18 protein-coding genes are annotated in these 21,467 nt (G+C 58.8%); 5 read left to right on the top strand and 13 right to left on the bottom strand.

Features of this window, described 5'->3' with window-relative positions:
• Window positions 1–77 precede the first annotated feature (77 nt).
• Together L1073_RS00090 and ppnN are read right to left on the bottom strand one after the other, a co-directional pair.
• Window positions 78–1,211 carry an alkene reductase gene (locus tag L1073_RS00090; RefSeq protein WP_246896117.1) on the bottom strand — a complete coding sequence of 378 codons (1,134 nt, stop codon included), beginning with the start codon at window positions 1,209–1,211 and terminating at the stop codon, window positions 78–80.
• A 192-nt stretch (window positions 1,212–1,403) separates the two neighbouring features.
• Window positions 1,404–2,768 (bottom strand): nucleotide 5'-monophosphate nucleosidase PpnN, encoded by a 1,365-nt coding sequence (gene ppnN, locus L1073_RS00085; RefSeq protein ID WP_246896116.1) that lies wholly within the window; start codon window positions 2,766–2,768, stop codon window positions 1,404–1,406.
• 300 nt (window positions 2,769–3,068) lie between these two features.
• On the opposite strand from ppnN, the gene L1073_RS00080 reads away from it, so the two are divergent.
• Window positions 3,069–3,992 (top strand): LysR family transcriptional regulator, encoded by a 924-nt coding sequence (locus tag L1073_RS00080; protein WP_246896115.1) that lies wholly within the window; start codon window positions 3,069–3,071, stop codon window positions 3,990–3,992.
• Window positions 3,993–4,110: 118 nt separating this feature from the next.
• Here the strand turns inward: L1073_RS00080 and gcvP are convergent, their stop codons facing one another.
• Window positions 4,111–7,011 (bottom strand): aminomethyl-transferring glycine dehydrogenase, encoded by a 2,901-nt coding sequence (gene gcvP, locus L1073_RS00075; RefSeq protein WP_246896114.1) that lies wholly within the window; start codon window positions 7,009–7,011, stop codon window positions 4,111–4,113.
• A gap of 100 nt (window positions 7,012–7,111) precedes the next feature.
• Window positions 7,112–7,507, bottom strand: coding sequence for a glycine cleavage system protein GcvH (gene gcvH, locus L1073_RS00070; protein WP_246896113.1), 396 nt, complete (start codon window positions 7,505–7,507; stop codon window positions 7,112–7,114).
• Window positions 7,508–8,082: 575 nt separating this feature from the next.
• On the opposite strand from gcvH, the gene L1073_RS00065 reads away from it, so the two are divergent.
• A complete protein-coding gene (locus L1073_RS00065; protein WP_246896112.1) occupies window positions 8,083–9,468 on the top strand; it encodes an alanine/glycine:cation symporter family protein in 1,386 nt (461 codons plus the stop codon).
• A 55-nt stretch (window positions 9,469–9,523) separates the two neighbouring features.
• Window positions 9,524–10,639: a glycine cleavage system aminomethyltransferase GcvT gene (gcvT, locus tag L1073_RS00060; protein ID WP_246896111.1), complete on the top strand. Its 1,116-nt coding sequence runs from the start codon at window positions 9,524–9,526 to the stop codon at window positions 10,637–10,639.
• Window positions 10,640–10,704: 65 nt separating this feature from the next.
• On the opposite strand, the gene L1073_RS00055 is transcribed toward gcvT, so the two are convergent.
• The 4 genes from L1073_RS00055 to L1073_RS00040 form a co-directional block, all read right to left on the bottom strand.
• A complete protein-coding gene (locus L1073_RS00055; protein ID WP_246896110.1) occupies window positions 10,705–11,274 on the bottom strand; it encodes a phosphatase PAP2 family protein in 570 nt (189 codons plus the stop codon).
• Window positions 11,246–12,403 (bottom strand): glycosyltransferase family 4 protein, encoded by a 1,158-nt coding sequence (locus tag L1073_RS00050; RefSeq protein ID WP_246896109.1) that lies wholly within the window; start codon window positions 12,401–12,403, stop codon window positions 11,246–11,248. The genes L1073_RS00055 and L1073_RS00050 overlap by 29 nt, the downstream gene beginning before the upstream one ends.
• Before the next feature lie 131 nt (window positions 12,404–12,534).
• Window positions 12,535–13,464, bottom strand: coding sequence for a LysM peptidoglycan-binding domain-containing protein (locus L1073_RS00045; protein WP_246896108.1), 930 nt, complete (start codon window positions 13,462–13,464; stop codon window positions 12,535–12,537).
• Window positions 13,395–14,282 (bottom strand): 1-acylglycerol-3-phosphate O-acyltransferase, YihG family, encoded by an 888-nt coding sequence (locus tag L1073_RS00040; protein ID WP_246896107.1) that lies wholly within the window; start codon window positions 14,280–14,282, stop codon window positions 13,395–13,397. Before L1073_RS00040 ends, L1073_RS00045 begins: the two co-directional genes overlap by 70 nt.
• A 757-nt stretch (window positions 14,283–15,039) precedes the next feature.
• Between L1073_RS00040 and L1073_RS00035 the strand changes: the two genes are divergently transcribed.
• A complete protein-coding gene (locus tag L1073_RS00035; RefSeq protein ID WP_246896106.1) occupies window positions 15,040–16,383 on the top strand; it encodes an MFS transporter in 1,344 nt (447 codons plus the stop codon).
• Between the two features lie 9 nt (window positions 16,384–16,392).
• On the opposite strand, the gene L1073_RS00030 is transcribed toward L1073_RS00035, so the two are convergent.
• The 3 genes from L1073_RS00030 to L1073_RS00020 form a co-directional block, all read right to left on the bottom strand.
• Window positions 16,393–17,154, bottom strand: coding sequence for a VOC family protein (locus L1073_RS00030; RefSeq protein WP_246896105.1), 762 nt, complete (start codon window positions 17,152–17,154; stop codon window positions 16,393–16,395).
• 156 nt (window positions 17,155–17,310) lie between these two features.
• Window positions 17,311–17,583 (bottom strand): GrxA family glutaredoxin, encoded by a 273-nt coding sequence (locus tag L1073_RS00025; RefSeq protein ID WP_246896104.1) that lies wholly within the window; start codon window positions 17,581–17,583, stop codon window positions 17,311–17,313.
• Window positions 17,584–17,703: 120 nt separating this feature from the next.
• Window positions 17,704–18,537: an inositol monophosphatase family protein gene (locus tag L1073_RS00020; protein ID WP_246896103.1), complete on the bottom strand. Its 834-nt coding sequence runs from the start codon at window positions 18,535–18,537 to the stop codon at window positions 17,704–17,706.
• A gap of 155 nt (window positions 18,538–18,692) precedes the next feature.
• Here L1073_RS00020 and L1073_RS00015 point away from each other — a divergent pair, with 155 nt between their 5' ends.
• Complete coding sequence (locus tag L1073_RS00015; RefSeq protein WP_246896102.1) at window positions 18,693–19,469, top strand: 3-hydroxybutyrate dehydrogenase; 777 nt, start codon at window positions 18,693–18,695, stop codon at window positions 19,467–19,469.
• Between the two features lie 18 nt (window positions 19,470–19,487).
• Here L1073_RS00015 and L1073_RS00010 read toward each other — a convergent pair whose 3' ends face one another.
• Both L1073_RS00010 and L1073_RS00005 read right to left on the bottom strand, forming a co-directional pair.
• The gene (locus L1073_RS00010; RefSeq protein ID WP_246896101.1) at window positions 19,488–20,027 is read right to left on the bottom strand and encodes a response regulator transcription factor; all 540 of its coding nucleotides are present in this window, start codon (window positions 20,025–20,027) and stop codon (window positions 19,488–19,490) included.
• A gap of 17 nt (window positions 20,028–20,044) precedes the next feature.
• Complete coding sequence (locus tag L1073_RS00005) at window positions 20,045–21,316, bottom strand: ATP-binding protein (RefSeq protein WP_246896100.1); 1,272 nt, start codon at window positions 21,314–21,316, stop codon at window positions 20,045–20,047.
• Between the last annotated feature and the right edge of the window lie 151 nt (window positions 21,317–21,467).

The raw sequence follows: 21,467 nt of genomic DNA, 5'->3' as shown, positions 1-21,467 counted from the left end.
CACGCTCGGTTTAAATGCGAAACCCCCGATCCCATGGACCGGGGGTTTTTCGTTTCGCGAGCACGTGCTATTTCCTATCAGGACTTTTCGCGAAGCATCTCTTCGCGAGCCAGACGTGCTTGTTCCTCGGGATAGGTGGGGAAGTCCACATAGCCGCGGGCATCGCCGCCATAGAACGTGTTGGCATCGAAGTCCGCCAAAGGCCAGCCGTTTTGCATCCGCTCGACCAGGTCGGGGTTCGAGGTGAAATAACGCCCGAATACCGGTAGATCGATGGTGCCTTCGCTGACCAGCTTCTCGGCTTCTGCCTGATCGAGGTTGCCGGCGAGCAGCAGATTGCCTTGATAGACATCACGGAATTTGCGCAAGTAGTCGCGCGGCATCGGGGGCATGCCTTGTCCGCCCTGGTCATGCAGGTGCACGTAGGCGAGGCCGCGCTTGTTGAATTCGCGTGCGAGGTAGAGATAGGTCTCGCCATTGTCATCGTACTCCGGCATGTCGAACAGCGTGCCGAACGGTGACAGGCGAACCCCGACGCGTCGCGCGCCAATCATCTTGCTGACTTCATCGACGACCTCGAGCAGCAAGCGGCAGCGATTTTCGCGCGAACCGCCGTATTCGTCGTCACGGTCGTTGACGCCGGGGTTGAGGAATTGCTCGAAGAGGTAGCCGTTGGCAGCGTGAATTTCGACGCCATCGAAGCCGACATCGCGGGAATTGACCGCGGCCTGGGAGAAGTCGCGTACGATCTCGTGTACTTCATGGGTCTCGAGACGGCGCGGCTGGCTGGCCTTGAGCATATCCGGCTGGCCGTCGTCGTTATAGCCAAAGGCCATGCCGCCTTGCTTGTCGCTGGGGCCGACAGGTGACGCACCAGCCACCTGAACCGTGGTATGGGAAACGCGCCCCACGTGCCAGATCTGGGCGAAGAAGATACCACCGCGCTCGTGTACGGCGCTTGTGGCCTTGGCCCAGCCGGCCAGTTGGTCGGGGCCAAAAATCCCGGGATTGTAGAGATAGCCCTGGCCCTGCCGCGAAATGGGGGTGCCTTCGGAGATGATCAGCCCGGCGCTGGCACGCTGGCGATAATAGAGGGCTCCCATCTCGGTCGGAATATCTGCCGGTGCACGTGAACGCGTCATGGGCGCCATCACGATGCGGTTGTTCAAGCGCGTGCCATTGAGATCGAAGGGTTCGAAGAGTGAAGCCATGCGATGCTCTCCTTGCAGACTGGCGGTGAATGAAAACAAAGACGCGAGCCACAGACCGGGCTCGCGTATGGATGAGAGTCTAGAAGACTGTTAGCGTTTTAACAATTGCATGAGACGATCAACTGCATAAGCAATGGTTATCGAGCGTCGAGTGTTACTGGCGCACTGCAAGACGACATTTTCCTTCGGCACTCAACCCAGCGTATAACAAGGGACGTATTCGCTGCCCGGCAGCTTCATGCGTTCCTGGGCCACGAACGAGGTCAGCAGTGCGTCGAGACGCGCCATCAAATCCGGCTCGGCATGCAAACGGAAAGGGCCGCGCTCCTCGATGGCGCGGATACCTTCTTCCTTGACGTTGCCGGCGACGATCCCCGAAAACGCACGACGCAGGTTGGCCGCGAGCTCATGCACCGGTTGTTCACGATGCAGGGCGAGCTCGGCCATGCTTTCGTGAGTGGGTTCGAAGGGCAATTGAAAACCGGTATCGACGTTGAGTCGCCAGTTGAAATAGAAGGCGTCGTTCTGACTACGCCGAAACGCGCCTACGTCATCCACGCCGCGGCGCATGGCGCGGCCGACCTCGGTGGGGTCATCGATGATGATCTGATAGCGTTCACGCGCCTTTTCTCCAAGCGTGAAGGTCAGGAACTCGTCGATGCGCTTGAAGTAGTCGGCGCTGTTGCGGGGGCCGGTAAAGACGACCGGGAAGGGAACGTCGGCGTTGTCCGGATGCAGCAGAATGCCCAGCAAATAGAGGATTTCCTCGGCGGTCCCCACGCCGCCGGGAAAGATCACGATGCCATGCCCAACGCGCACGAAGGCCTCGAGGCGCTTCTCGATGTCGGGCATGATCACTAACTCGTTGACGATGGGGTTGGGCGATTCGGCGGCAATGATGCCGGGTTCGGAAATGCCCAGGTAACGACCATCGTGGCGACGCTGCTTGGCATGCGCGACGTTGGCGCCCTTCATCGGGCCTTTCATGGCGCCGGGGCCGCATCCCGTGCAAATGTCGAGATCGCGCAATCCCAGGTGATACCCCACGTCCTTGCTGTAATCGTATTCCTCACGAGTGATGGAATGGCCGCCCCAGCACACCACGAGGCTGGGTTCGCGTGCGGACTTCAACGTTCCGGCGTTGCGCAGGATGTGGAAAACGGCATTGGTGATGCCATCTCCGCGTTGCAGATCGAACTTGGGCGTGTGCTGGATTTCGTTGTGAACGTAGATGATATCGCGGAGCACGGCGGAAAGATGCTCGCGAATCCCGCGGATCATCTGTCCATCGACGAAGGCGCTTTGTGGTGCGTTGTCGAGCTTGAGGCGAATGCCACGGTCCTGCTGAAGTACTTCGATCTCGAAATCGTGGTGCGCCTGCATCAGCGCGCGGCTGTCATCGGTAGGGTTGCCGCAGTTGAGCACGGCCAGCGAGCAGCGTCTCAATAAATCGCGCAGGCCGTTGGCGGAGGTATCACGCAGGCGGTTGACCTCTTGCTGCGAGAGGACTTCCAGGCTCCCTTCGGGAGAAATGATGGTAGAAAGTTTCTGGGGCATTGACGCATCCTTGTGGCGGCACGAAGTCCGAAGGAAAAGCTCAGCATGAGGCGGCGGAACGAACGTCTTTGGCGCTTCGCGCCGGGTTCGATCACCGCACTATTCGGGGCTGATTCATGTTTCGATGCTAACACGCGTTCTTCGGCCACGCAGCGATGTGTGGTTTAGCATGATTTGCTATGATGTCGTTATCACAACCCCCGAAGCCACGGTTATTGCCACGCTGACCGTCGTTGATCGTGTCATGGCTTCGTCCTATAAGCAGTTGCCCCGAAACGCCAGCCGGTGGACCCTCACTTCATGTTCAACGCGCAATATTTTCGTACCTTTATCACGCTTGTCGAAACCGGTAGCTTCACGCATACCGCACGTAAGCTGGAAATGACTCAACCCGGGGTCAGCCAGCATATACGCAAGCTGGAACGCTATCTCGACAAGTCCTTGCTGTACCGACACGGCCGGCGTTTCACGCTGACCGAGGCGGGCCGACGTGCCTATGACTATTCCGTCAAGCTGTTTGCCGAGCATGAGCAGTTTCGTCACTCGCTGGATAATGACTCGCCGGATACCGGGGAGTGTCGCGTGGCATCACCGGGCAGTGTGGGGCTGATGTTCTACCCATTCATTCTGGGGTATCAGCAAATGCATCCTGGGCTGACGGTCACTTATGATTTCGCCTTTAATGGCGAGATCGTCGATGCGGTACTGGCGGGGCGCTTCGACGTGGGTATCGTCACCGATATCAGCAAGCACCCCGATCTCAATTTTGAGCCTTGGCATCAGGAGCCGCTATGCCTGGTCGTTCCTGCTGATTTTGCTGGCACGACGATCAGCGAACTCATGGCGCTGGGCTTCATGAACTATTCCGATGGCATCAACAACGCCAGCCTGCTGTTGCGGCGCAATTTTGCCGGGGAGTTTCGTTCGATGAGCCACTTTCCGCAGCAAGGTTTTTCCAACGAGATCAGCATGGTGCTGGATGCGGTGGCGCGTGGTCTGGGCTTTACCGTGATCCCTCGGACCGTTCTCGAGACGTCGCCTTGGCAGCGTCAGGTCAAGGAACTGCCGGTGACGGAAGCGGTATACGAAACGTTGTATGTCGTGACCAAGCGAGGCGTCGAGATGCCACGTCGTTACGAGCAGTTGCTCGGTGAGTTTCGCCTGCAGCGCCGTAATGCGCTCTATGGGTATCCCGAAGCACCGCCGCTCGAAGAAGATGCCTGACGCTACATGCGTCGGGCGTGACCACTTCGACTGACGTGACTGTCTAGACGGGAACGGCCCCACCGAGATTGTCTTGGTGGGGCCGTTTTGCGGGTGGCGTCGTGGACGCTCAACGTGCTCAATCGCCGTCGCGATACGCCTCGATAGGCGGGCAGCTACAGATGAGGTGGCGATCGCCGTGAACGTTGTCGACGCGATTGACCGTCGGCCAGTATTTCGCGGCTTTGGTGGCCTCGGTGGGGAAGGCGCCCAGCTCACGCGAATACGGCCGATCCCAGTCGTTCGCCATCAAGTCCGCCTGCGTATGTGGCGCCATGGACAAGGGATTGTTATCCGCCGGCCACTCACCGCTTTCCACGCGCCTAATTTCGTCGCGAATGGCGATCATGGCATCGCAAAAGCGGTCGATTTCATAGCGCGACTCCGATTCGGTCGGCTCGACCATCAAGGTGCCGGCGACAGGGAAGGACATTGTCGGGGCGTGGAAGCCGTAATCCATCAAGCGCTTGGCGATATCTTCTTCGCTGATGCCGGACGTCGTCTTGAGCGAGCGGAGATCCAAGATGCATTCATGGGCGACGGTGCCGTTGCGTCCTTTATAAAGCACCGGGTAGTGCGCTTCGAGACGCTTGGCGATGTAGTTGGCGTTGAGTATTGCCAGCTCCGTGGCGCGTTTCATGCCACGCCCGCCCATCATCTTGATATAGGCCCAGGAGATCGGCAGGATCGACGCCGAGCCATAGGCCGCCGCCGAGACTGCGCCGGCATCCGTCTCGACACCGGGCAGAGGCGTGACGACGTGATTGGGCACGAACGTGGCCAGGTGCGCCTTGATCCCGATGGGGCCCATGCCGGGGCCGCCGCCGCCATGCGGAATACAGAATGTCTTGTGCAGGTTGAGGTGCGATACGTCCCCGCCGAAATCTCCCGGCCGGCAGAGACCGACCTGAGCGTTCATGTTGGCCCCGTCGATATACACCTGGCCACCGTTGTCGTGCACGATACGGCAGGCTTCGCTGACACTTTCCTCGAAAACCCCATGTGTCGACGGATAGGTGAGCATGATCGCCGATAGCGCGTCGCGGTGCTTGTCGGCCTTGGTGCGCAGGTCGTCGATGTCGATGTTGCCATCGCTATCGCATTCGACGACGACGACTTTCATCTGCGCCATGGCGGCAGAGGCCGGATTGGTGCCGTGGGCCGAGCTCGGGATCAGGCAGATATCGCGATGGCCCTGGCCCTGTGATTTCTGGTAGCGCCGAATGGCGATCAGGCCCGCGTACTCGCCCTGAGCTCCGGAGTTGGGCTGCATGGAAATCGTGTCGTAGCCAGTGATCTCGACGAGAAACGCCGAGAGCTCGTCGATCATCTGCTTGTAGCCGGCGACCTGATCCTGCGGCGCGAAGGGGTGGATATTGGCGAATTCCGGCCAACTGATGGGGATCATCTCACTGGTGGCGTTGAGCTTCATGGTGCATGAGCCCAAGGGGATCATGGCATGGGTAAGCGATAGATCCTTGTTTTCGAGACGCTTCAAGTAACGCAGCATTTCGGTTTCGCTGCGGTAACGCCGGAACGTGGGATGGCTGAGGAAGTCGCTTTCCCGGGCGCAAGCGGCGGGGATGCCGGTCATGCCCTGGGTTTGGACGTGACGATCGAGATCGCGCACCGACAGCCCATGCTCGTCGCCCAGCAATACATCGAACAGCGTGACGATGTCCGCCGCCGTGGTAGTCTCGTCAAGACTGATGCCGATATGACCATCGGCGTCGTAACGCAGGTTGATTTCGTGCGCCAGGCTGCGGCCATGCACCTGGTCGTGGTCGAGCCCCACCAGCGTGAGCGTGTCGAACCAACTGTCGTGGGCGAGCGTTACTCCGTGGCGCTTGAGTCCCTCGGCGAGAATGGTCGTGAGGCGATGGATCCGCGTGGCGATGGTGCGCAGCCCCTCGGCGCCATGATAGACCGCATAGAAGCCGGCGATGTTGGCGAGCAATGCCTGAGCGGTACAGATATTGGAGGTCGCCTTCTCGCGGCGGATATGCTGCTCGCGCGTTTGCATGGCCATGCGCAAGGCGCGTTGGCCGTGACTGTCCTTGGAAACACCGATGATGCGGCCGGGAAGCGAACGCTTGAGAGCGTCGCTGGCGGCGAAAAACGCCGCGTGCGGGCCACCGTACCCCATGGGCACACCGAAACGCTGGGAACTGCCCACGACGATGTCCGCGCCCAGTGCACCGGGTTCCTTGAGTAGTACCAGGCTCATCAGATCAGTGGCGACGCAGGTCATGATGTGTCGTTGTCGGGCCGCGTCGAGTTGCTCCGTGAGATCGCTTACTTCGCCGGTGGCCCCGGGATATTGCAGCAAGGCGCCGAAGACATCCTGATCGGCCAGGGTCTCGGCGGGCGCAACGATGAGCTCGAAACCGAAATAGGCGGCACGGGTCCGCAGCACGTCGAGGGTCTGGGGCAGCACATCGTCAGCTACGAAGAAGCGCTCGGTCTTGGCTTTCTTGTTGGCACGACGGCACAGGGCCATGGCTTCGGCGGCAGCCGTCGCTTCGTCGAGCAGGGACGCGTTGGCGATCGGCATGCCGGTCAGGTCCATGACGACCTGCTGGAAGTTCAATAAACCTTCCAGGCGTCCCTGGGCGATTTCCGGCTGATAGGGTGTGTAGGCGGTGTACCAACCGGGATTCTCCAGGACGTTGCGCTGGATGACGGTCGGTAGATGCGTGGGGTAGTAGCCTTGACCGATATAGTTCTTGAAGGTCTTGTTCTGGCGTGCTAACTGCTTGAGATAGGCAAGCGCTTCTGCTTCGCCACGTGGCTCTTCGAGGGACAGGTTACGTCCCAGGCGAATATCGCCAGGAAGCGTCTTGGCGATCAGCGACTCGGTATCGGGAAGATCCAATGTCGCCAGCATGTGCTGGACATCGTCCTCGTCAGGCCCATTGTGGCGTGTCAAGAAGTCGTCGTGATTGGCCAGTTCGGAAAGGCTGCGATTGTCGTTTGCCATGAGACCCTCAAGCGGTGGCGGGCGGTCGAGCCCGATTCGACACGAAGCGGCGACACGTGACGAATATGCCGCCGGCAGAACAGGACAAGTGCAACGTTCGTCAGCCTTCCTCGGCGCTGACGAGTGCGTCATACGCAGTGGCATCGAGCAGCGCATCGAGCGCGTCGGGCTCGGCGAGCTTGAGCTTGATGATCCAGCCGTCCTCGTAGGGGTGCTCGTTGACGGCTTCGGGCGAATCCTCTAACGACTCGTTGACGGCGACGATTTCACCGCTCAACGGAAGGTATAGGTCGGAGGCGGCCTTGACGGATTCGATGACGCCGAATTCTTCACCGGCGTCGAGTTGCCGGCCCGTTTCGGGCAGCTCGACGAAGACGACGTCTCCTAGGGATTCCTGAGCGTGATCGGTGATGCCGATCGTGACAGTGCCGTCGTTGTTATCGAGGACCCATTCGTGGCTGTCGGTATAGTGAAGGTTGGCAGGGATGTGACTCATCGTGATTTTCCTATACGAAAAGATTTTCTGATTTGGGGAATATGAGTGCCATTATGCCTCATTGGTTCGCCCTTGGCATCGTCATCATGCATTTCTTCATGCCATTCGGCTCGACCGCCTAGTAAGGGTGGACAGGATAGCGGCGAGCGTCCAGCAAAAAGCCATACTGCCTATCAGGCTTGGGCCATGCATGAGCTCAAGCCCAGTCGCGATGCGCCGCTGTGGTGAGTTTGTTGGCGATGAGCCCCCAGCGCGCATCGAAAATGCGGATACCAGTCTGCTACTCGGGGCGGAAGGAGAGATGTCTTTCGGTTGCCAAGTACGAGGACAGCGATTAGCCTCTGTTTCTAATAAGAAACTTGTTGCGTTCGTGTCTTTGCTGCATGACCGAGCGAGGCATCATTGCGTTTGTTGCCAGTAATCCCTGAAGCGCTATTTTGCGTGGTGGGTATGGAGAAATGGCAAGCCAATTCGCTAGAGTCGGGATGGTTTGGCGTTTATCTTCTTGATGTAACGCTGTTGACGATAGCGCACACTTTGCGCTGTATAACAACAAATGTCTGGGAGGACATCTCGTGGAAACACTCAACGCGGTATTCAGCGCCATCGATAATGTCGTATGGGGCCCTTTGATGCTCATCTTGTTGCTGGGGGTGGGCGTCTATCTGCAACTGGGGCTCAAGTTGCTGCCCATTCGCAAGCTGGGAGCGGGCTTCAGTCTTCTCTGGAAAGGTCGCAAAGCCGAAAAGGGCGATGAGGATGAGGGTGAGATTTCCCCGTTCAATGCGCTGATGACGTCGCTTTCGGCCACTGTGGGCACTGGTAATATCGCGGGTGTCGCTACCGCCATCTTCCTGGGTGGCCCCGGCGCCGTATTCTGGATGTGGATCACGGCCCTGGTGGGCATGGCGACCAAGTTCTCTGAGGCGGTTCTGGCGGTTCGTTATCGCGAAGTCGATGCGGCGGGCGATCACGTTGGTGGGCCGATGTATTACATCCGCAATGGACTGGGTAAGAAATGGGCCTGGTTGGGTGGTTTGTTTGCATTTTTCGGTGCTGTGGCTGCCTTTGGAATTGGCAATACCGTGCAATCCAATTCGGTCGCCGATGGTCTCAGCGAATCGATAGGTATGCCGCATTGGCTAACCGGTGTGATCATCATGCTGTTGGCGGGTGCTGTGATTCTCGGCGGGATCAAGCGTATTGCCAAGGTGGCTGGCAAGCTGGTGCCGATCATGGCGATCGCTTATATCGTCTGCGGTTTGCTGGTGCTGATCATCAACATGGATCATGTTGGTACCGCGCTGGGGCTGATTTTCGGCCATGCCTTTACACCGGTATCCGCCGCTGGTGGATTTGCGGGTGCCGCCGTGGCCAAGGCGATTCAATTTGGTGTGGCGCGTGGCGTGTTTTCCAACGAAGCGGGGCTGGGGAGTGCGCCGATCGCCCACGCTGCGGCACAGACCAAGAACCCTGTGCGCCAGGGGCTGGTGGCGATGCTGGGGACGTTCATCGATACCATCATCGTGTGTTCGGTCACTGCGCTGGCAATCTTGACCAGCACCGAGTGGACATCCGGTGAGACCGGTGCCGCGTTGACCGCGATGGCCTTCGATGGCGCACTCCCGGGTGTCGGTCAGTATGTGGTGTCCTTCGCGTTGGCCGTGTTCGCCTTCACCACCATCCTCGGCTGGGCCTTCTACGGTGAAAAGTGCTTCGAGTATCTGTTCGGTGTCGCGTCGATCAAGATCTACCGCGTGGTGTATATTCTGGCGATTCTCGCCGGAGCCGTCGCGCCACTGGAGTTCGTCTGGCTGATGGCCAGTGTCTTCAATGCCATGATGGCGATCCCCAACCTGATCGCGCTGGCCCTGCTGTCGCCGGTGGTCTTCAAGCTCACCAATGATCACTTTGCCGGCAAGACCGTCCTGCCGGGCGAAGACTTGGACGATAAACGCTGAGCTGTCTTGGGGCGGCGATCGTCGCCCCTTCACGGATAACGACGAGGAAGCGACGATGCCCGACGACCTTCACCAGACGCCGCTGCATGACGTGCATGTTTCGCACGGTGCAAAGATGGTGCCCTTTGCCGGTTACAGCATGCCGGTGCAATACGCTTTGGGTGTCAAGAAAGAGCATGAGCATACCCGCGATGCGTGTGGCCTGTTCGACGTATCGCACATGGGGCAGCTCATCGTTTCAGGACCGTCACCGGCGCGTGCTATCGAAACGCTAGTGCCGGCGGATATCGTCGGGTTGCCGACGGGTATGCAGCGTTATGCATTCTTTACCGGAAATGAAGGTGGTCTGCTCGATGACCTGATGATCGCCAATCGCGGTGAGGATCTTTATATCGTCGTCAATGCGGCCTGCAAGGACCAAGACGTCGCGCACCTGCGTATCGGGCTCGACGCCGAGCATCAGGTGGAGGTGCTTGACCGCGCTTTGATGGCGTTGCAGGGGCCGCAAGCCAAAGATGTGATGGCGCGTCTGTGCCCCGAGGCCTGTAATCTAGTGTTCATGCATCATGGCCAATTCGAGGTGCTCGGCACCGTGTTGTGGATCAGCCGAAGCGGTTATACCGGTGAGGACGGTTTCGAGATATCCGTTCCCGTGGACGCCGCCGAGCGTCTGGCGACGTGGTTGCTCGATCAGCCCGAGGTCGAGCCCATCGGTCTGGGCGCACGCGACTCACTGCGTCTGGAAGCCGGGCTGTGCTTGTATGGGCATGACCTGGATACCCAGACCACGCCCGCCGAGGCGAGTCTTATCTGGGCCGTGGGGAAATCCCGGCGCATCGGAGGCGAGCGGGAAGGGGGCTTCCCGGGGGCCGATGTCATTCTGCCTCAGATCGATACCAAGCAGATCACCCGTAAGCGTGTCGGTCTGCTGGGCGAAGGGCGAGCGCCGGTGCGAGAAGGTACTCAGCTTTATAGCGCCGAGAATCGCCATGTGGGCTACGTGACATCGGGCAGTTTCGGACCGACTCTGGGGAAGCCGGTCGCCATGGGGTATGTCGATATCGAATTCGCGGCGTTGGAAACGACGGTGTATGCCGATGTCCGTGGCAAGCGCCTGCCCATGCAGGTGTCGCGAATGCCGTTCGTGCAGGCCAAGTACTATCGGGGTTAAAAATCTCTTTTTATACCGTTATCTTAAAACCTCGAGTAAAACTCGAGGTTTTTTCTTGCCGTCATTTAGTCGAAAGCAGGGAACCATTGCCCATAAGTCGCACCCCAATAAAGCCCCATTTGGGCGATGGCGAATCCCAGTATTGCCCCTGCGATGACATCGCTGAGGTAATGCAAGCCCAGGATGACCCGCGAGGCAGCGATCAGCACCGTGAGCGGAAGGACCACGACGAGCAACCATGGCGACGTCGCGGCAGTAAACGTGGAAAACATGATGGCGTGTAAAGTATGCCCGCTGGGAAAGCTGTAACGATCCACGGGTGGCATGGTGCATGGGATGCTCGAAAACGTGATGTAGGGACGTTCACGGCAGAGGCGCGTCTTGATCAGGCGGTAGAAGAGGGCACCGACGGCAGCGCATAGTCCCCAAAGCAGTGTCAGGTGCCAGCCTGCACGCCCATATATGATCGGCTGCATCAATGCCAGGGCCACCCAGGCCGGCCAGTCGCCGAGACGGCTGCAAAACCGGAAGAGGCCGTATATCAACCGCCGCTGACTGAGCAGGGCGATGCGCTGGCAGAGCTGCCATTCAAGGGAGTCCAGGCGCTCAAACATGACCGGGGGACGAGATCGCATGGGGGCTCTCCTGAGTCGCCATGATCAAATACGTCAAGAAGCGTTCGCCGATGATATGCCAGCCCTGGTCGGCGACTTTTTCTCTGGCCGCGATGCCGGCATGGATTCGAGTGTCCGAATTCAGGCAAAGCTCCACGGCGGCGTGGACAAAGGCGTCATCGTCCGTCGCGTCGATCAAGCGCCCTTCGTGTCCATCTTCTATCAATTCACTCGCGGCAGCCTGATCGAAAGCCACGACGGGAAGCCCGCTGGCCATGGCTTCAGGGACTACATTGCCGTAGGTCTCCGAGTGCGATGGAAACAGGAACATGTCCGCGCTGGCGTAGTGGCGTGCCAGATTTTCTCCGCTTAGAAAGCCGGTGAAAATCGCCCGGGGAAGCTGTCGTTTCAGGTGCTGCCTTTCGGGACCATCACCGACCAGCACGGTACGCAGCGTCGGGTGTGCCTCTTGCAACGCGCGTAGCGTGCGTGTCAGCAGCGGCATGTTCTTTTCGGCGGCAAGGCGTCCTGCGTAGAGCACGACGGGGTCGCCTTTGTCGGCGCCCCATTGATTCCTTAGTTGGGCGTCGCGGCGTTCTGGAGAAAAACGTTGAGCGTCGATGCCGCGCCCCAATACATTCACACGCTGAAAGCCACGTTGATATAAACGCTCGGCCTGTGCGCGGGTAGGCACGAGTGTCATCTGGCAACGGTTGTGGAAATAGCGCAACCCCGCACCGACGATGCTGCTGGCCCACCGCAAGTGGTAGCTTGCTGCGTATTGGTCGAAATTGGTGTGGAAACCGCCGACGACGGGAATCGATAAGTGGCGCGCCGTGGACAGCGCAGCCCAGCCAAGCGGACCCTCAGTCGCGATGTAGACGATATCGGGGCGTGACTCTTGCCACAAGCGCGTTAAGCGCCGCCAAGCAGGCGAGCCGATATTCACATCGGGATAACCAGGTAGAGAAAATGCACGAACTTGCATGTCACGCTCGGCGCGACCTTCTCGGCCGCCTTGGCGAGGCCGAGGTCGCACCAGTTGCAGGTTGACGTGGCGCGTGGCCAGGTAATGAGCCAGATGGCCCAGCGTGTGTGCCACACCATTGATCTCGGGTGCCCAGGTTTCACTGACCAATGCGACTCGCATGATGCACCTCCGTGGCATATCAAGACACTGTCAGGTTCAAGCATCCTGATGACAGCAGTGCGACACCATCTTGACGATACGATGTCGTCAATCGGGATTGGCATGTTGTCGATGGGCCAGATATTTCTTGTTTAGCGTAGCACCTGTTTGGGATCGATGGGTTTCCCGCCATGGCGGATGTCGAACAGCAAGTCATAGCGCCCCGTGTCGTGCCGGTAACCGACATCGCAAACGGGTGTGCCTTGTTTTACCTCGTCGCCATCTTCGACGAGTAGGCGCTCGCAGAGCGCATAAACGCTTTGCATATTGTCGCGATGGTGAATGATCACCACACGCCCCAACTGCCGCATACTATCGGCAAAGCGAACGGTGCCGTCGGCAACGGCAAGTGCCTGGGTATCAGCGGAGGTCGAGAGTAACATCGGCTGCAGGGTGCCGCGCGCATCGGTGCCGTAGGCACGTGCGACTTCATATTGCTTGAGCGGCCAGTGCCATGTGTGAGCGCTACTGGGCAACGCACCTGGATCGGGAAGCGTACGGCTGCGCGCTGCAGGCTTGGACGCCGTCGATGAAGATGCCTTGGTGGTCGATACACTGGCTTTTCGTGCAGCGCCACCCAGTGGCACCTTGACCAACTGGCCGACATCCAGGGTGTTGGCCGAAAACTTGGGGTTCGCTGCCTGGAGGCTCTGCGCGCTGCTGCCAAAGCGTTTGGCGATACTCGAATAGGTGTCACCCGGGCGCACTTGATAGCGATAGGGGCCTCCTCCTGGCGCACGTTCGCGATGGGTGGGCACCAGAATGCGTTGGCCAATGGCCAGTCGGCGCGCATCGGCGCCGGGGTTGAACCGCTGCAAGCGCAGCAGTGGAACACCTGCTTGCTTGGCGATTTGCCCTAGCGTGTCGCCACGTTGTATGGAGACCCAGTTGCCAGCGATATTGCCGCCACGATAGCCACCGGCGCCAGGTCCGCCAGCGCAGCCGGCGAGTATCAAGACAAAGAGGAGGAGGGGAACGATGCGAGCGCACGATCCTTTTCCTCCCATAGCGCGTTCAGCCATGAATGGAAGCGTTCCTTGTAGTGCGGGTCCAGATGATAGTCGCCATTGCTCATCCAGGTGGGCACGTTGAGTCGGCGTGCCTCCATGTGGATAGGGATTTCGCGGCCACAAAGGAAATGCCAAAAGTTTGGGGCCGCGTGGCGATAATGAAGCGTGATGTCGAGAATGCCGCTCAGACGATCACCCATTAGACGTATTACCTGTGCGGTTCCTCCGGCCTTGGGTCGCAGCAGATGCCGAAAAGGGCTCGCTTGCCGATCGCGCTTGGCGGGGGTGAAGCGCGTACCTTCAACGAAATTGTAAATCGTCATCGGCATTTCCTGTGCCCGCTCGCACATGCGTTGCGTCGCGCGGCGGTCGCGCTCTGCCAACTGTGGCCGCTGGGTGAGCTCGCTGCGTGCATAGCGGCGCATGAAGGGAAACTCCAGCGCCCACCAGGCGAGGCCGATGATCGGGATGAAAATCAGCTCACGCTTGAGAAAAAATTTGGGCATCGAGGTCCGTCCGTACAGCACGTACTGCATGACGAAGATGTCCGTCCAACTGCGATGGTTGGCGATGACCAGCCACCACTGGCTTGGAGAAAGACCCTCGGGTAAGTGCGCGGTGATGTTTGGCTTGACCCAATGACGAATCCACCAGTTGTTGGTGGCGACCCAGGCCAGGGCGATGGCGTTGAGTCCTGCCAGGACGCGTAGGCGCAAACGTCGCGTTGGCGTGACGAGCTTGAGGAGCGTCAGCAGATAAAGCGGCACACCCCAAAAAAGCGTATTGGCGATCAGCAACAGCACGCTCGTCAGCCCCTTGAGGGTCGCCATGCCGTTCTCCTTCAATGACTTGGCAACTTATGCTACTGGATCGTGTAGCGACTGCCCAGTCTCTGCCCAGGTGATGGCGTGCGTATCACTCGGCGATGATGTCGAACTCCTCCCACAGGAGTTCCCAGAAAGCGCCAAGATGCTCGACGCTCCAGGCATGCAGTGCTCGTAGTCTGCCAGCGATGTGCCGTGCTCGCAGTCGATGTGCTGCATCAGTGCGTACATTTGCGTGCTTTGTATGGCCGTCGTCGACGGCTCCCAAAGGGGCGTGGTCATGTGACCTCCGAGTCATCTACCCCGCTATCTGTCTTCAGATCGACGTCTCCTGGAGCGGCATGGGGAAGCTGCGCGACGATGTTGCGTTGCACCATGATAGTATTAAAAACAAGTCGGTAGCGTGCTGTCCACTCGACGAAAGGGGAGCGATAACTCGATATGTACGTCCCACGTCATGATGACAGGGAGATGATGAAAATCTGACCAATCCAAGGCGAGGTGGGAAACGACATGCCGAAATAGCGGCTTCAACGCCGCTCATGCACAGTGTTATCCACAGTTTTTGTGGATGACTTGTCTCATCTCCTGCAGGGGGCATATTTGATCTTCTATGCTGGACGGAGGATCGGCGATATCCCGGGAGGAGTGGATGTCGTCATGCGCGCTAGGAGGTAGAATCACTCGCTTGTCCGATGAATTCTCAGGGCGTGCCTCAGCGAAGCACGCCAAATCCATACGCTACTATCGCCAGGAGGTCGATTTGCGCAGCCTGCCCGCCACCCTGCCTATTCTATTTCTCAGTGAAATCAGTTTCCTGCTCGGTCATGGCTTGATCATGACCTTGCTGGGGGTGCGCATGTCGCTGGAGGGGTTTCCCTCGCAGATGGCGGGTTTGTTGATGTCGAGCTTCTCGTTGGGTTTCGTGATCGGAAGTTATTTGATCGAGAAGCGCATCCGCTCGGTGGGGCATATTCGCGTCTTTGCGGCTTGTGCGGCCGTGCTGGCGGTGACGGCGATGCTGCATGGTTTGTGGGTGGATCCCTGGGCGTGGTTGGTGTGGCGCCTGTTCGGCGGTGCGGCGACTGCGGGCTTGCTGATGGTCATGGAGTCGTGGGTTTCGGGGGAGTCGACGAACGATAACCGGGGACGCGTATTGGGATGGTATCTGGTCATCTCGACCTCGTCTCTGGCGGTCGGCCAGTGGTTGCTCAATGTTGCCGACCCGGCGACATTCGTGCTGTTTTCGGTCTCGGGGATTCTATTCACGCTGTCGCTGGTGCCGTTGTCGATTTACCGGATAAATGGCCCGACGCGCTCGTCTCACGAGATTTCCAGCAAGATCTCGCTGCGAGAACTGTATCGCCGCGCGCCAGTCGGGCTGGTTGGTGCCTTTACGGCGGGGCTGATGGTTCAGTCCTTTTTTGCGATGACGCCCTACTATGGCCAGGAGATTGGCCTTTCGACCGCGCAAACGGCGCAGTTCATGGCGATTACCACCCTGGTGGCGCTGGTGGCCCAATGGACGCTGGGGCGCATCTCCGACCGCCTTGATCGTCGCAAGGTGATCCTCTGCATGACTTTGGTGATGGCGGTGTCCGGGGTCATGATCTCGTTGGCGGCTAGGTTCGACTTCTGGGTGCTGCTGGTGGTGGCCTGTTTTCATACCGCGATGCTGCACACGCTCTACTCCTTGAGCCTGTCGCACACCAACGATTGGCTCGAACCCGAGGAAACCATTCAAGCCAATGCCAAGCTGTTGATCTGGTATGGCATTGGATCGGTTATCGGGCCTTATAGCGCGTCCGTGATTATGGAGGTGACCGGTCCCGACGGACTATGGCTATTCCTTGGCGGTGCTGCGCTGGCATTGTCGATGTTCGTCATGGTGAGGCTCCATGGTTCCAAGGGCGTTTCCCCGGAGGTGGAGCAAGAGCCTTACGTGGCAGCCGTGCCGATGGTGGAGTCGACGCATTATCTCAGTGAACTGGACCCACGTTTCGAGCCTCAGCAATTCGAACTCGATTTCGAGCCTTCCTACGAAGACGACTGGGCGGCGTATGATCGCAGTGAGCCATTGCCGGAAGCGGAAGAAGAGGCACGCTGAGCGAGCTTCCTAGGCACTGAACTCACAGCGCGTGTGTTGCGGCAACAATAGTTCCGCAGCGCGCTCGCGGGTTCCGGAAAGCCGCTTCTGTACCAGGGCAAGGCCACCGGTGGTGACGCGATGTTCATCACCGGCAGCAAATACTGCCCGCTGCGTACAACAGGCATAGTAACGATGGTCTAGCAAGGGAGAGATGGGCAGAAGTGCCTGATCTCCCGACTTCAATCCTGCCTCGGCAATCACGTCGGCATATTCGGCGATATCGTGTCCTGACCGCTGGCAATCGAAGCCGATGTGATGCATGCGAGGGCCCATGATGGCTAACCAGGCGGCGAGCGGGTGGGCCTCATGCAACTGTTGGAAAGTCGCCCAATCGGGCATTGGCCAGGGGCGGCCTCGCGAAAGAAGGTTCTGACCGCGGCTGTCTTGTGGATGAGACCGATTGACGAGCGCTTCCAAATGTCGGCGTGGCGTTTGTGTCAGCGTGTCCAGTTGCAGCTCGATGAGCACGATCCATGCATCGTCATTACCTGGGCTCAGCACATTGGCGAGTATGCCCCGGTCTGCCATGGCGTGGCGACCAACGCGCCGATAACCGAAATGATAAAGCGCTGGGAGCAAGCGCTGTGCTTGGTAAGGCGCACGATTGAGTGTCACCAGCACGCAGTACTCGACGCGGTTCTCGAGTGGCCAGAGCGAGAGAGCCCCTATATCGGGATGGCAATGTATATAGTCGAGCCAAAGTTGCTGCAGGAATTCATCGCGTTGCATGACTACCACCTCGACTCCTGTCGCAATGCACTGAGTATAGTGCTTTCTCATTGCGTGGGCGGATGCGGATTCAACGCTTTATCGCGTGTTTGCGGAAGACAGGCAAAAGGTAGGCAGCGCCAGCCCTTGTAACGACGAGGGTTGGCGCTGAGGGGGTCAGCTCTGAGTCGCGGGCATCAGTTCATTATCGCGAACGTGTTGGTCGAACTCAGTGAAGCCGCCGATATGAGTATGATCGATGAAGATTTGCGGTACCGTTTCGACGGGCTTGCCGATGGTCTTTTCCATATCGGCTTTGGTAATGCCTTCTTCGTGAATGTCGATATAACGGAAGCCGAAATCGTCGCGCGCTTCGCTGAGCTGTTCAGCGAGTTCCTTGGCACGTACGCAGAAAGGGCAGCCAGGACGGCCGAAAATCACTGCCAACATAGGGTTCTCCTTGATTTAAGGGATTTGTATGCCATGAACTTGGAGTCCATTTTTCCGGAATCGCTCATGAGGTGCCAATAGTGTCTTGCTACACACGCTATTGGGGTGTTCTATGGCAACTCAATTTTGTGCCTCGATCTCGTCGAGCCGGTCGTCGTCGGCCTTCAAGAGGATGTCGCGCAACGCGTCGTATATCCTCGGCGCACCCACCAGTATGTTCTCTCCATACAGTTCGGACGGGATGCGGTCGGGGCACTGGTAGAGATGCCCTGTCTTGGCACCTGCTTCACGCGCGATCAACAAGCCAGCGGCAAAATCCCAAGGCGAGACACTCTCATAATACGCATCGATACGGCCGCAAGCGACGTGACATAGATCCAGTGCAGCCGACCCATTGCGGCGGATGTCGCGACAACTGGTGAGCACGCCCGCGATGCGGCGGAACAAGGGAGCACGCGCATCGCGGCGATAGGGAAATCCTGTGGCGATCAAGCTACGGGGCAACTCGCTCGCGTTGCTGGCCTGAAGGGGCTCGCCGTTCAGCCAGGCGCCTTCACCGCGTAGTGCCGTGAACGTTTCTCCCAGGAAGGGCGCATGAACGACGCCCACGCGTATCTTGCCCTCCGACGCCCAGGCGATGGACACCGCGACATGAGGGTGTCCATACGCAAAATTCACCGTGCCGTCGATGGGGTCGACGATCCATACGGCGTCATTGTCTTCGAGCACATCGCGGTCTGGAGAAATTTCCTCCGTGAGACGCGCATCGTCCTGAAAATGGGCATCAAGCTCGGACGCGATGAGCTGATCGATTTCGACATCGGCGTCGGTCACGAGTTCGTCACCGCTTTTGTAGCGTTGCTGAAACGCTTGCGACTCGCGCGCCGCGACGATGCGTTCTCCTGCTAGCCGTGCGATACGCTCGGCTTCAGCAAGCCGTTGGGAAGGCTCCATGCGGTCTCCTCGGGGCAATGCGTTGCTGCCAGTACTCAATGTTAGCTTTAGTCTAACAGGCCTGCCGCATGGCGTAAGTGATGCGCCATGCTGGCATATGTCGCAATGCACGTCTTATGCTGAGTTTAGTTCGTCTCTTTATCGAGGAGAGTGCCATGGTAGCCCCTTCCACACTGGGCCATCCGCGCGTCGCGATCGTGACCGGCAGTTCCAGCGGTATCGGTGAAGCGGTGGTCAAGCAGTTCTGCCAAGAGGGATTGCAGGTATTAGCGGTGGATGCCAATCCGCAAGGCGTGGATGTTGCAGAAGCCGCGGGTGCCGTCTTCTACCAGGCAGATCTCACCGGCCCGGATGCATGTCGTGGTTCGGTGATGGAGGCCATCAAGCGTTTCGGGCGCGTCGATATACTGGTCAATAATGCGGGCATCCAGCATGTGGAAGCGCTGCAGGATTTTCCTGAAGCGAAATGGCGTCAGATCATCGATCTAATGTTGACGGCTCCTTTCTTGTTGACGCAAGCGGTATGGCCGCATATGTGTCAAGGCCAATGGGGGCGGATCATCAACATGGCGTCGATCCATGCCAGCGTCGCGTCGCCGGGCAAGACGGCCTATGTCAGTGCCAAGCATGGTTTGGTAGGACTGACGCGAACGGCGGCTCTGGAAGGCGGTGAGGCAGGTATCACGGTCAACGCGCTTTGTCCTGCTTACGTGCGCACGCCTCTGGTGGAAAGCCAGATCGCCGATCAGGCGCGTCTCAATGGTATGGACGAGCAGCAGGTGATTGAGGAAATAATGCTGAAAAACGCCGCCATCAAGCGCCTTATCGAGCCCGACGAAGTGGCGGCATTGGTCAGTTACCTGGCGTCGGAGAAGGCCGGCGCGGTGACCGGGGCATGCTGGAGCATGGACCTCGGGTGGACCGCGCAGTAGCAGTAACGGCGATGCCGACTAGCGCCTAACAGGACGCTTTTGCAGTTTGCGCTGCAGCGTTCGACGGTGCATTCCCAGTGCGCGCGCGGTCGCGGAGATATTGCCGTCGTGTTCCTGTAGCACCTTCTGGATATGCTCCCAGGTCACCCGGTTCACGGAAGGCGGGCTATCGGCGATGTCGATATCGGGGTCGCCGCCTTCTCGCTCCAGAGACGCCAGTATCTCGTCGGCATCGGCTGGCTTACACAGATAATTGACGGCACCCAGTTTGATGGCTTCTACCGCAGTCGCGATGCTCGAATAGCCTGTCAGCACGACAACATGACATGCCGGGGCCAGCGCCAGTAGTTCGGGAAGTAGTTTGAGCCCCGACGAGTGTTCGAGCTTCAGATCGAGCGTTGCCATATGGGGTGGTGCTTGCCGTATGCTGGCCAGCGCTTCTTCTTCGGTCATGGCGGTCGTGACTTCGAATCCCCGCCGCCGCATGGCACGTGCCATGACAAAGCAAAACTGTTCGTCATCGTCGATGATCAATAGCCGTTCGGCATCTGCTGACATGATGTTCTCCGTCGCTTTCAGGCAGGGTTGCCTGCTGTCGCCCGTGGCAGCTTGACCTCGGTAAGCGTGCCGCCTTCTTCGTGATTGTAGAGACTGACGCCACCGCCGAAGCGATTGATCGTAGCGTGGGTCAGAAAAAGACCGATGCCCATGCCCTTGCTCTTGGTCGAGATGAATGTTTCGCCCAACTGGTCGGCGATATTCATCGAGACACCGGGACCATGATCGCGGATGTCGATGATGACGTCATCCTGCGTCCAGTCGAGCAAGATGGAAATATCCATGGGATTGGCGTCAGCCGCGTTGTTGAGCAGGTTCATGATCGCTTGCTCGAGCGTGGTGTCGGTGGCGATGTAAGGAGTACCACGCTTGCCTTGTATATCGATGCGATGGCTCACATCGGGACGCAATACTAGCCAGCGTTGCAGAACATCGCGTAGCCATGTCTCGGCGGCGACGATCTCAGGCTTGGCCAGACGTCGCCTGTCGGCATTGGCCACGAGCGTCTGCAGGCGTGCCTTGCAGGTGTCGACTTGTTGTCGCAATAAATCGATGTCCTCCACGAGCGGCGAGTTGTCGCGCGCTTCCTGTCGCATCTCGCTAAGTAGCACCGCCATGGTGGACAAGGGCGTGCCTAGTTCGTGGGCGGTGCCGGCGGCCTGTGTAGCTACAGCGAGCACCTGCTCATTGCGCAAGGCCGTCTCGCGGGTACGCGAGAGCGTAAGGTCCCGCCGCCGCAATGCGTGTGCCATCTTGAAGATGAAAAATGTCACGAGACCAGCCGACAGGCTGAAGTTCAGCCACATGCCGATGATGTGCAGGCGAATACCCGTGCCCACGAATCCGTTGCTTAACTGTGGAACGGGTTCGTAAAACAGCATCATGGTGGTGTAACTGGTCAGGGAGGCGACGGCGATGACCCAGGCGAAGCGCCAGGGAAGTGTTGCTGCGGCGATGGTTACCGGGACGAGGTAGTAGGTGATGAAGGGATTGGTAGATCCGCCCGTATAGTAAAACAAGAGGCTCAAACCAACTACATCTATCAAGAGGTGCGCTAGGTATTCGATGTCAGTCACGGCCCTTGGGCGTCCCAGTCGCCACCAGGTAGCGACGTTAACCAACCCCATGGCAATGATGACCAGGATGACGGGCATCACATGCAGCTGAAAGCCTAGTACTTCGATCCCGAAAATGATCGCCCCAAGAAAACCGGTCCACGTGATGCCGCGCACAATGGTCAGTCGCACCAGGTTGCGGTTGGGGGTAGAGAGAGGTAAGGGCTGATGCATAGGGGCTCCCGGCGTGCAATACGAACGGCATGATAACCGATAGCCGAAAGAGCGGCAGCCGAATGGGGAGGGTGATAATGCCGCACCCCAGTTTGCACGCTACAAAATATCCGGGAGGCGCTATTTCTTTCCACGCCCCTCTTGCGTTCAG

The sequence above is a fragment of the Chromohalobacter nigrandesensis genome, assembly GCF_023061285.1.
Lineage (GTDB): Bacteria > Pseudomonadota > Gammaproteobacteria > Pseudomonadales > Halomonadaceae > Chromohalobacter > Chromohalobacter nigrandesensis.
This window is presented reverse-complemented; position numbering and strand designations above follow the sequence as displayed.

Bases quoted from the DNA above. Each gene is read 5' to 3' on its own strand.
- L1073_RS00090 (WP_246896117.1), bottom strand. From the start codon at position 1,211: ATGGCTTCACTCTTCGAACCCTTCGATCTCAATGGCACGCGCTTGAAC.
- ppnN (WP_246896116.1), bottom strand. From the start codon at position 2,768: ATGCCCCAGAAACTTTCTACCATCATTTCTCCCGAAGGGAGCCTGGAA.
- L1073_RS00080 (WP_246896115.1), top strand. From the start codon at position 3,069: ATGTTCAACGCGCAATATTTTCGTACCTTTATCACGCTTGTCGAAACC.
- gcvP (WP_246896114.1), bottom strand. From the start codon at position 7,011: ATGGCAAACGACAATCGCAGCCTTTCCGAACTGGCCAATCACGACGAC.
- gcvH (WP_246896113.1), bottom strand. From the start codon at position 7,507: ATGAGTCACATCCCTGCCAACCTTCACTATACCGACAGCCACGAATGG.
- gcvT (WP_246896111.1), top strand. From the start codon at position 9,524: ATGCCCGACGACCTTCACCAGACGCCGCTGCATGACGTGCATGTTTCG.
- L1073_RS00055 (WP_246896110.1), bottom strand. From the start codon at position 11,274: ATGCGATCTCGTCCCCCGGTCATGTTTGAGCGCCTGGACTCCCTTGAA.
- L1073_RS00050 (WP_246896109.1), bottom strand. From the start codon at position 12,403: ATGCGAGTCGCATTGGTCAGTGAAACCTGGGCACCCGAGATCAATGGT.
- L1073_RS00045 (WP_246896108.1), bottom strand. From the start codon at position 13,464: ATGGCTGAACGCGCTATGGGAGGAAAAGGATCGTGCGCTCGCATCGTT.
- L1073_RS00040 (WP_246896107.1), bottom strand. From the start codon at position 14,282: ATGGCGACCCTCAAGGGGCTGACGAGCGTGCTGTTGCTGATCGCCAAT.
- L1073_RS00030 (WP_246896105.1), bottom strand. From the start codon at position 17,154: ATGCAACGCGATGAATTCCTGCAGCAACTTTGGCTCGACTATATACAT.
- L1073_RS00025 (WP_246896104.1), bottom strand. From the start codon at position 17,583: ATGTTGGCAGTGATTTTCGGCCGTCCTGGCTGCCCTTTCTGCGTACGT.
- L1073_RS00020 (WP_246896103.1), bottom strand. From the start codon at position 18,537: ATGGAGCCTTCCCAACGGCTTGCTGAAGCCGAGCGTATCGCACGGCTA.
- L1073_RS00015 (WP_246896102.1), top strand. From the start codon at position 18,693: ATGGTAGCCCCTTCCACACTGGGCCATCCGCGCGTCGCGATCGTGACC.
- L1073_RS00010 (WP_246896101.1), bottom strand. From the start codon at position 20,027: ATGTCAGCAGATGCCGAACGGCTATTGATCATCGACGATGACGAACAG.
- L1073_RS00005 (WP_246896100.1), bottom strand. From the start codon at position 21,316: ATGCATCAGCCCTTACCTCTCTCTACCCCCAACCGCAACCTGGTGCGA.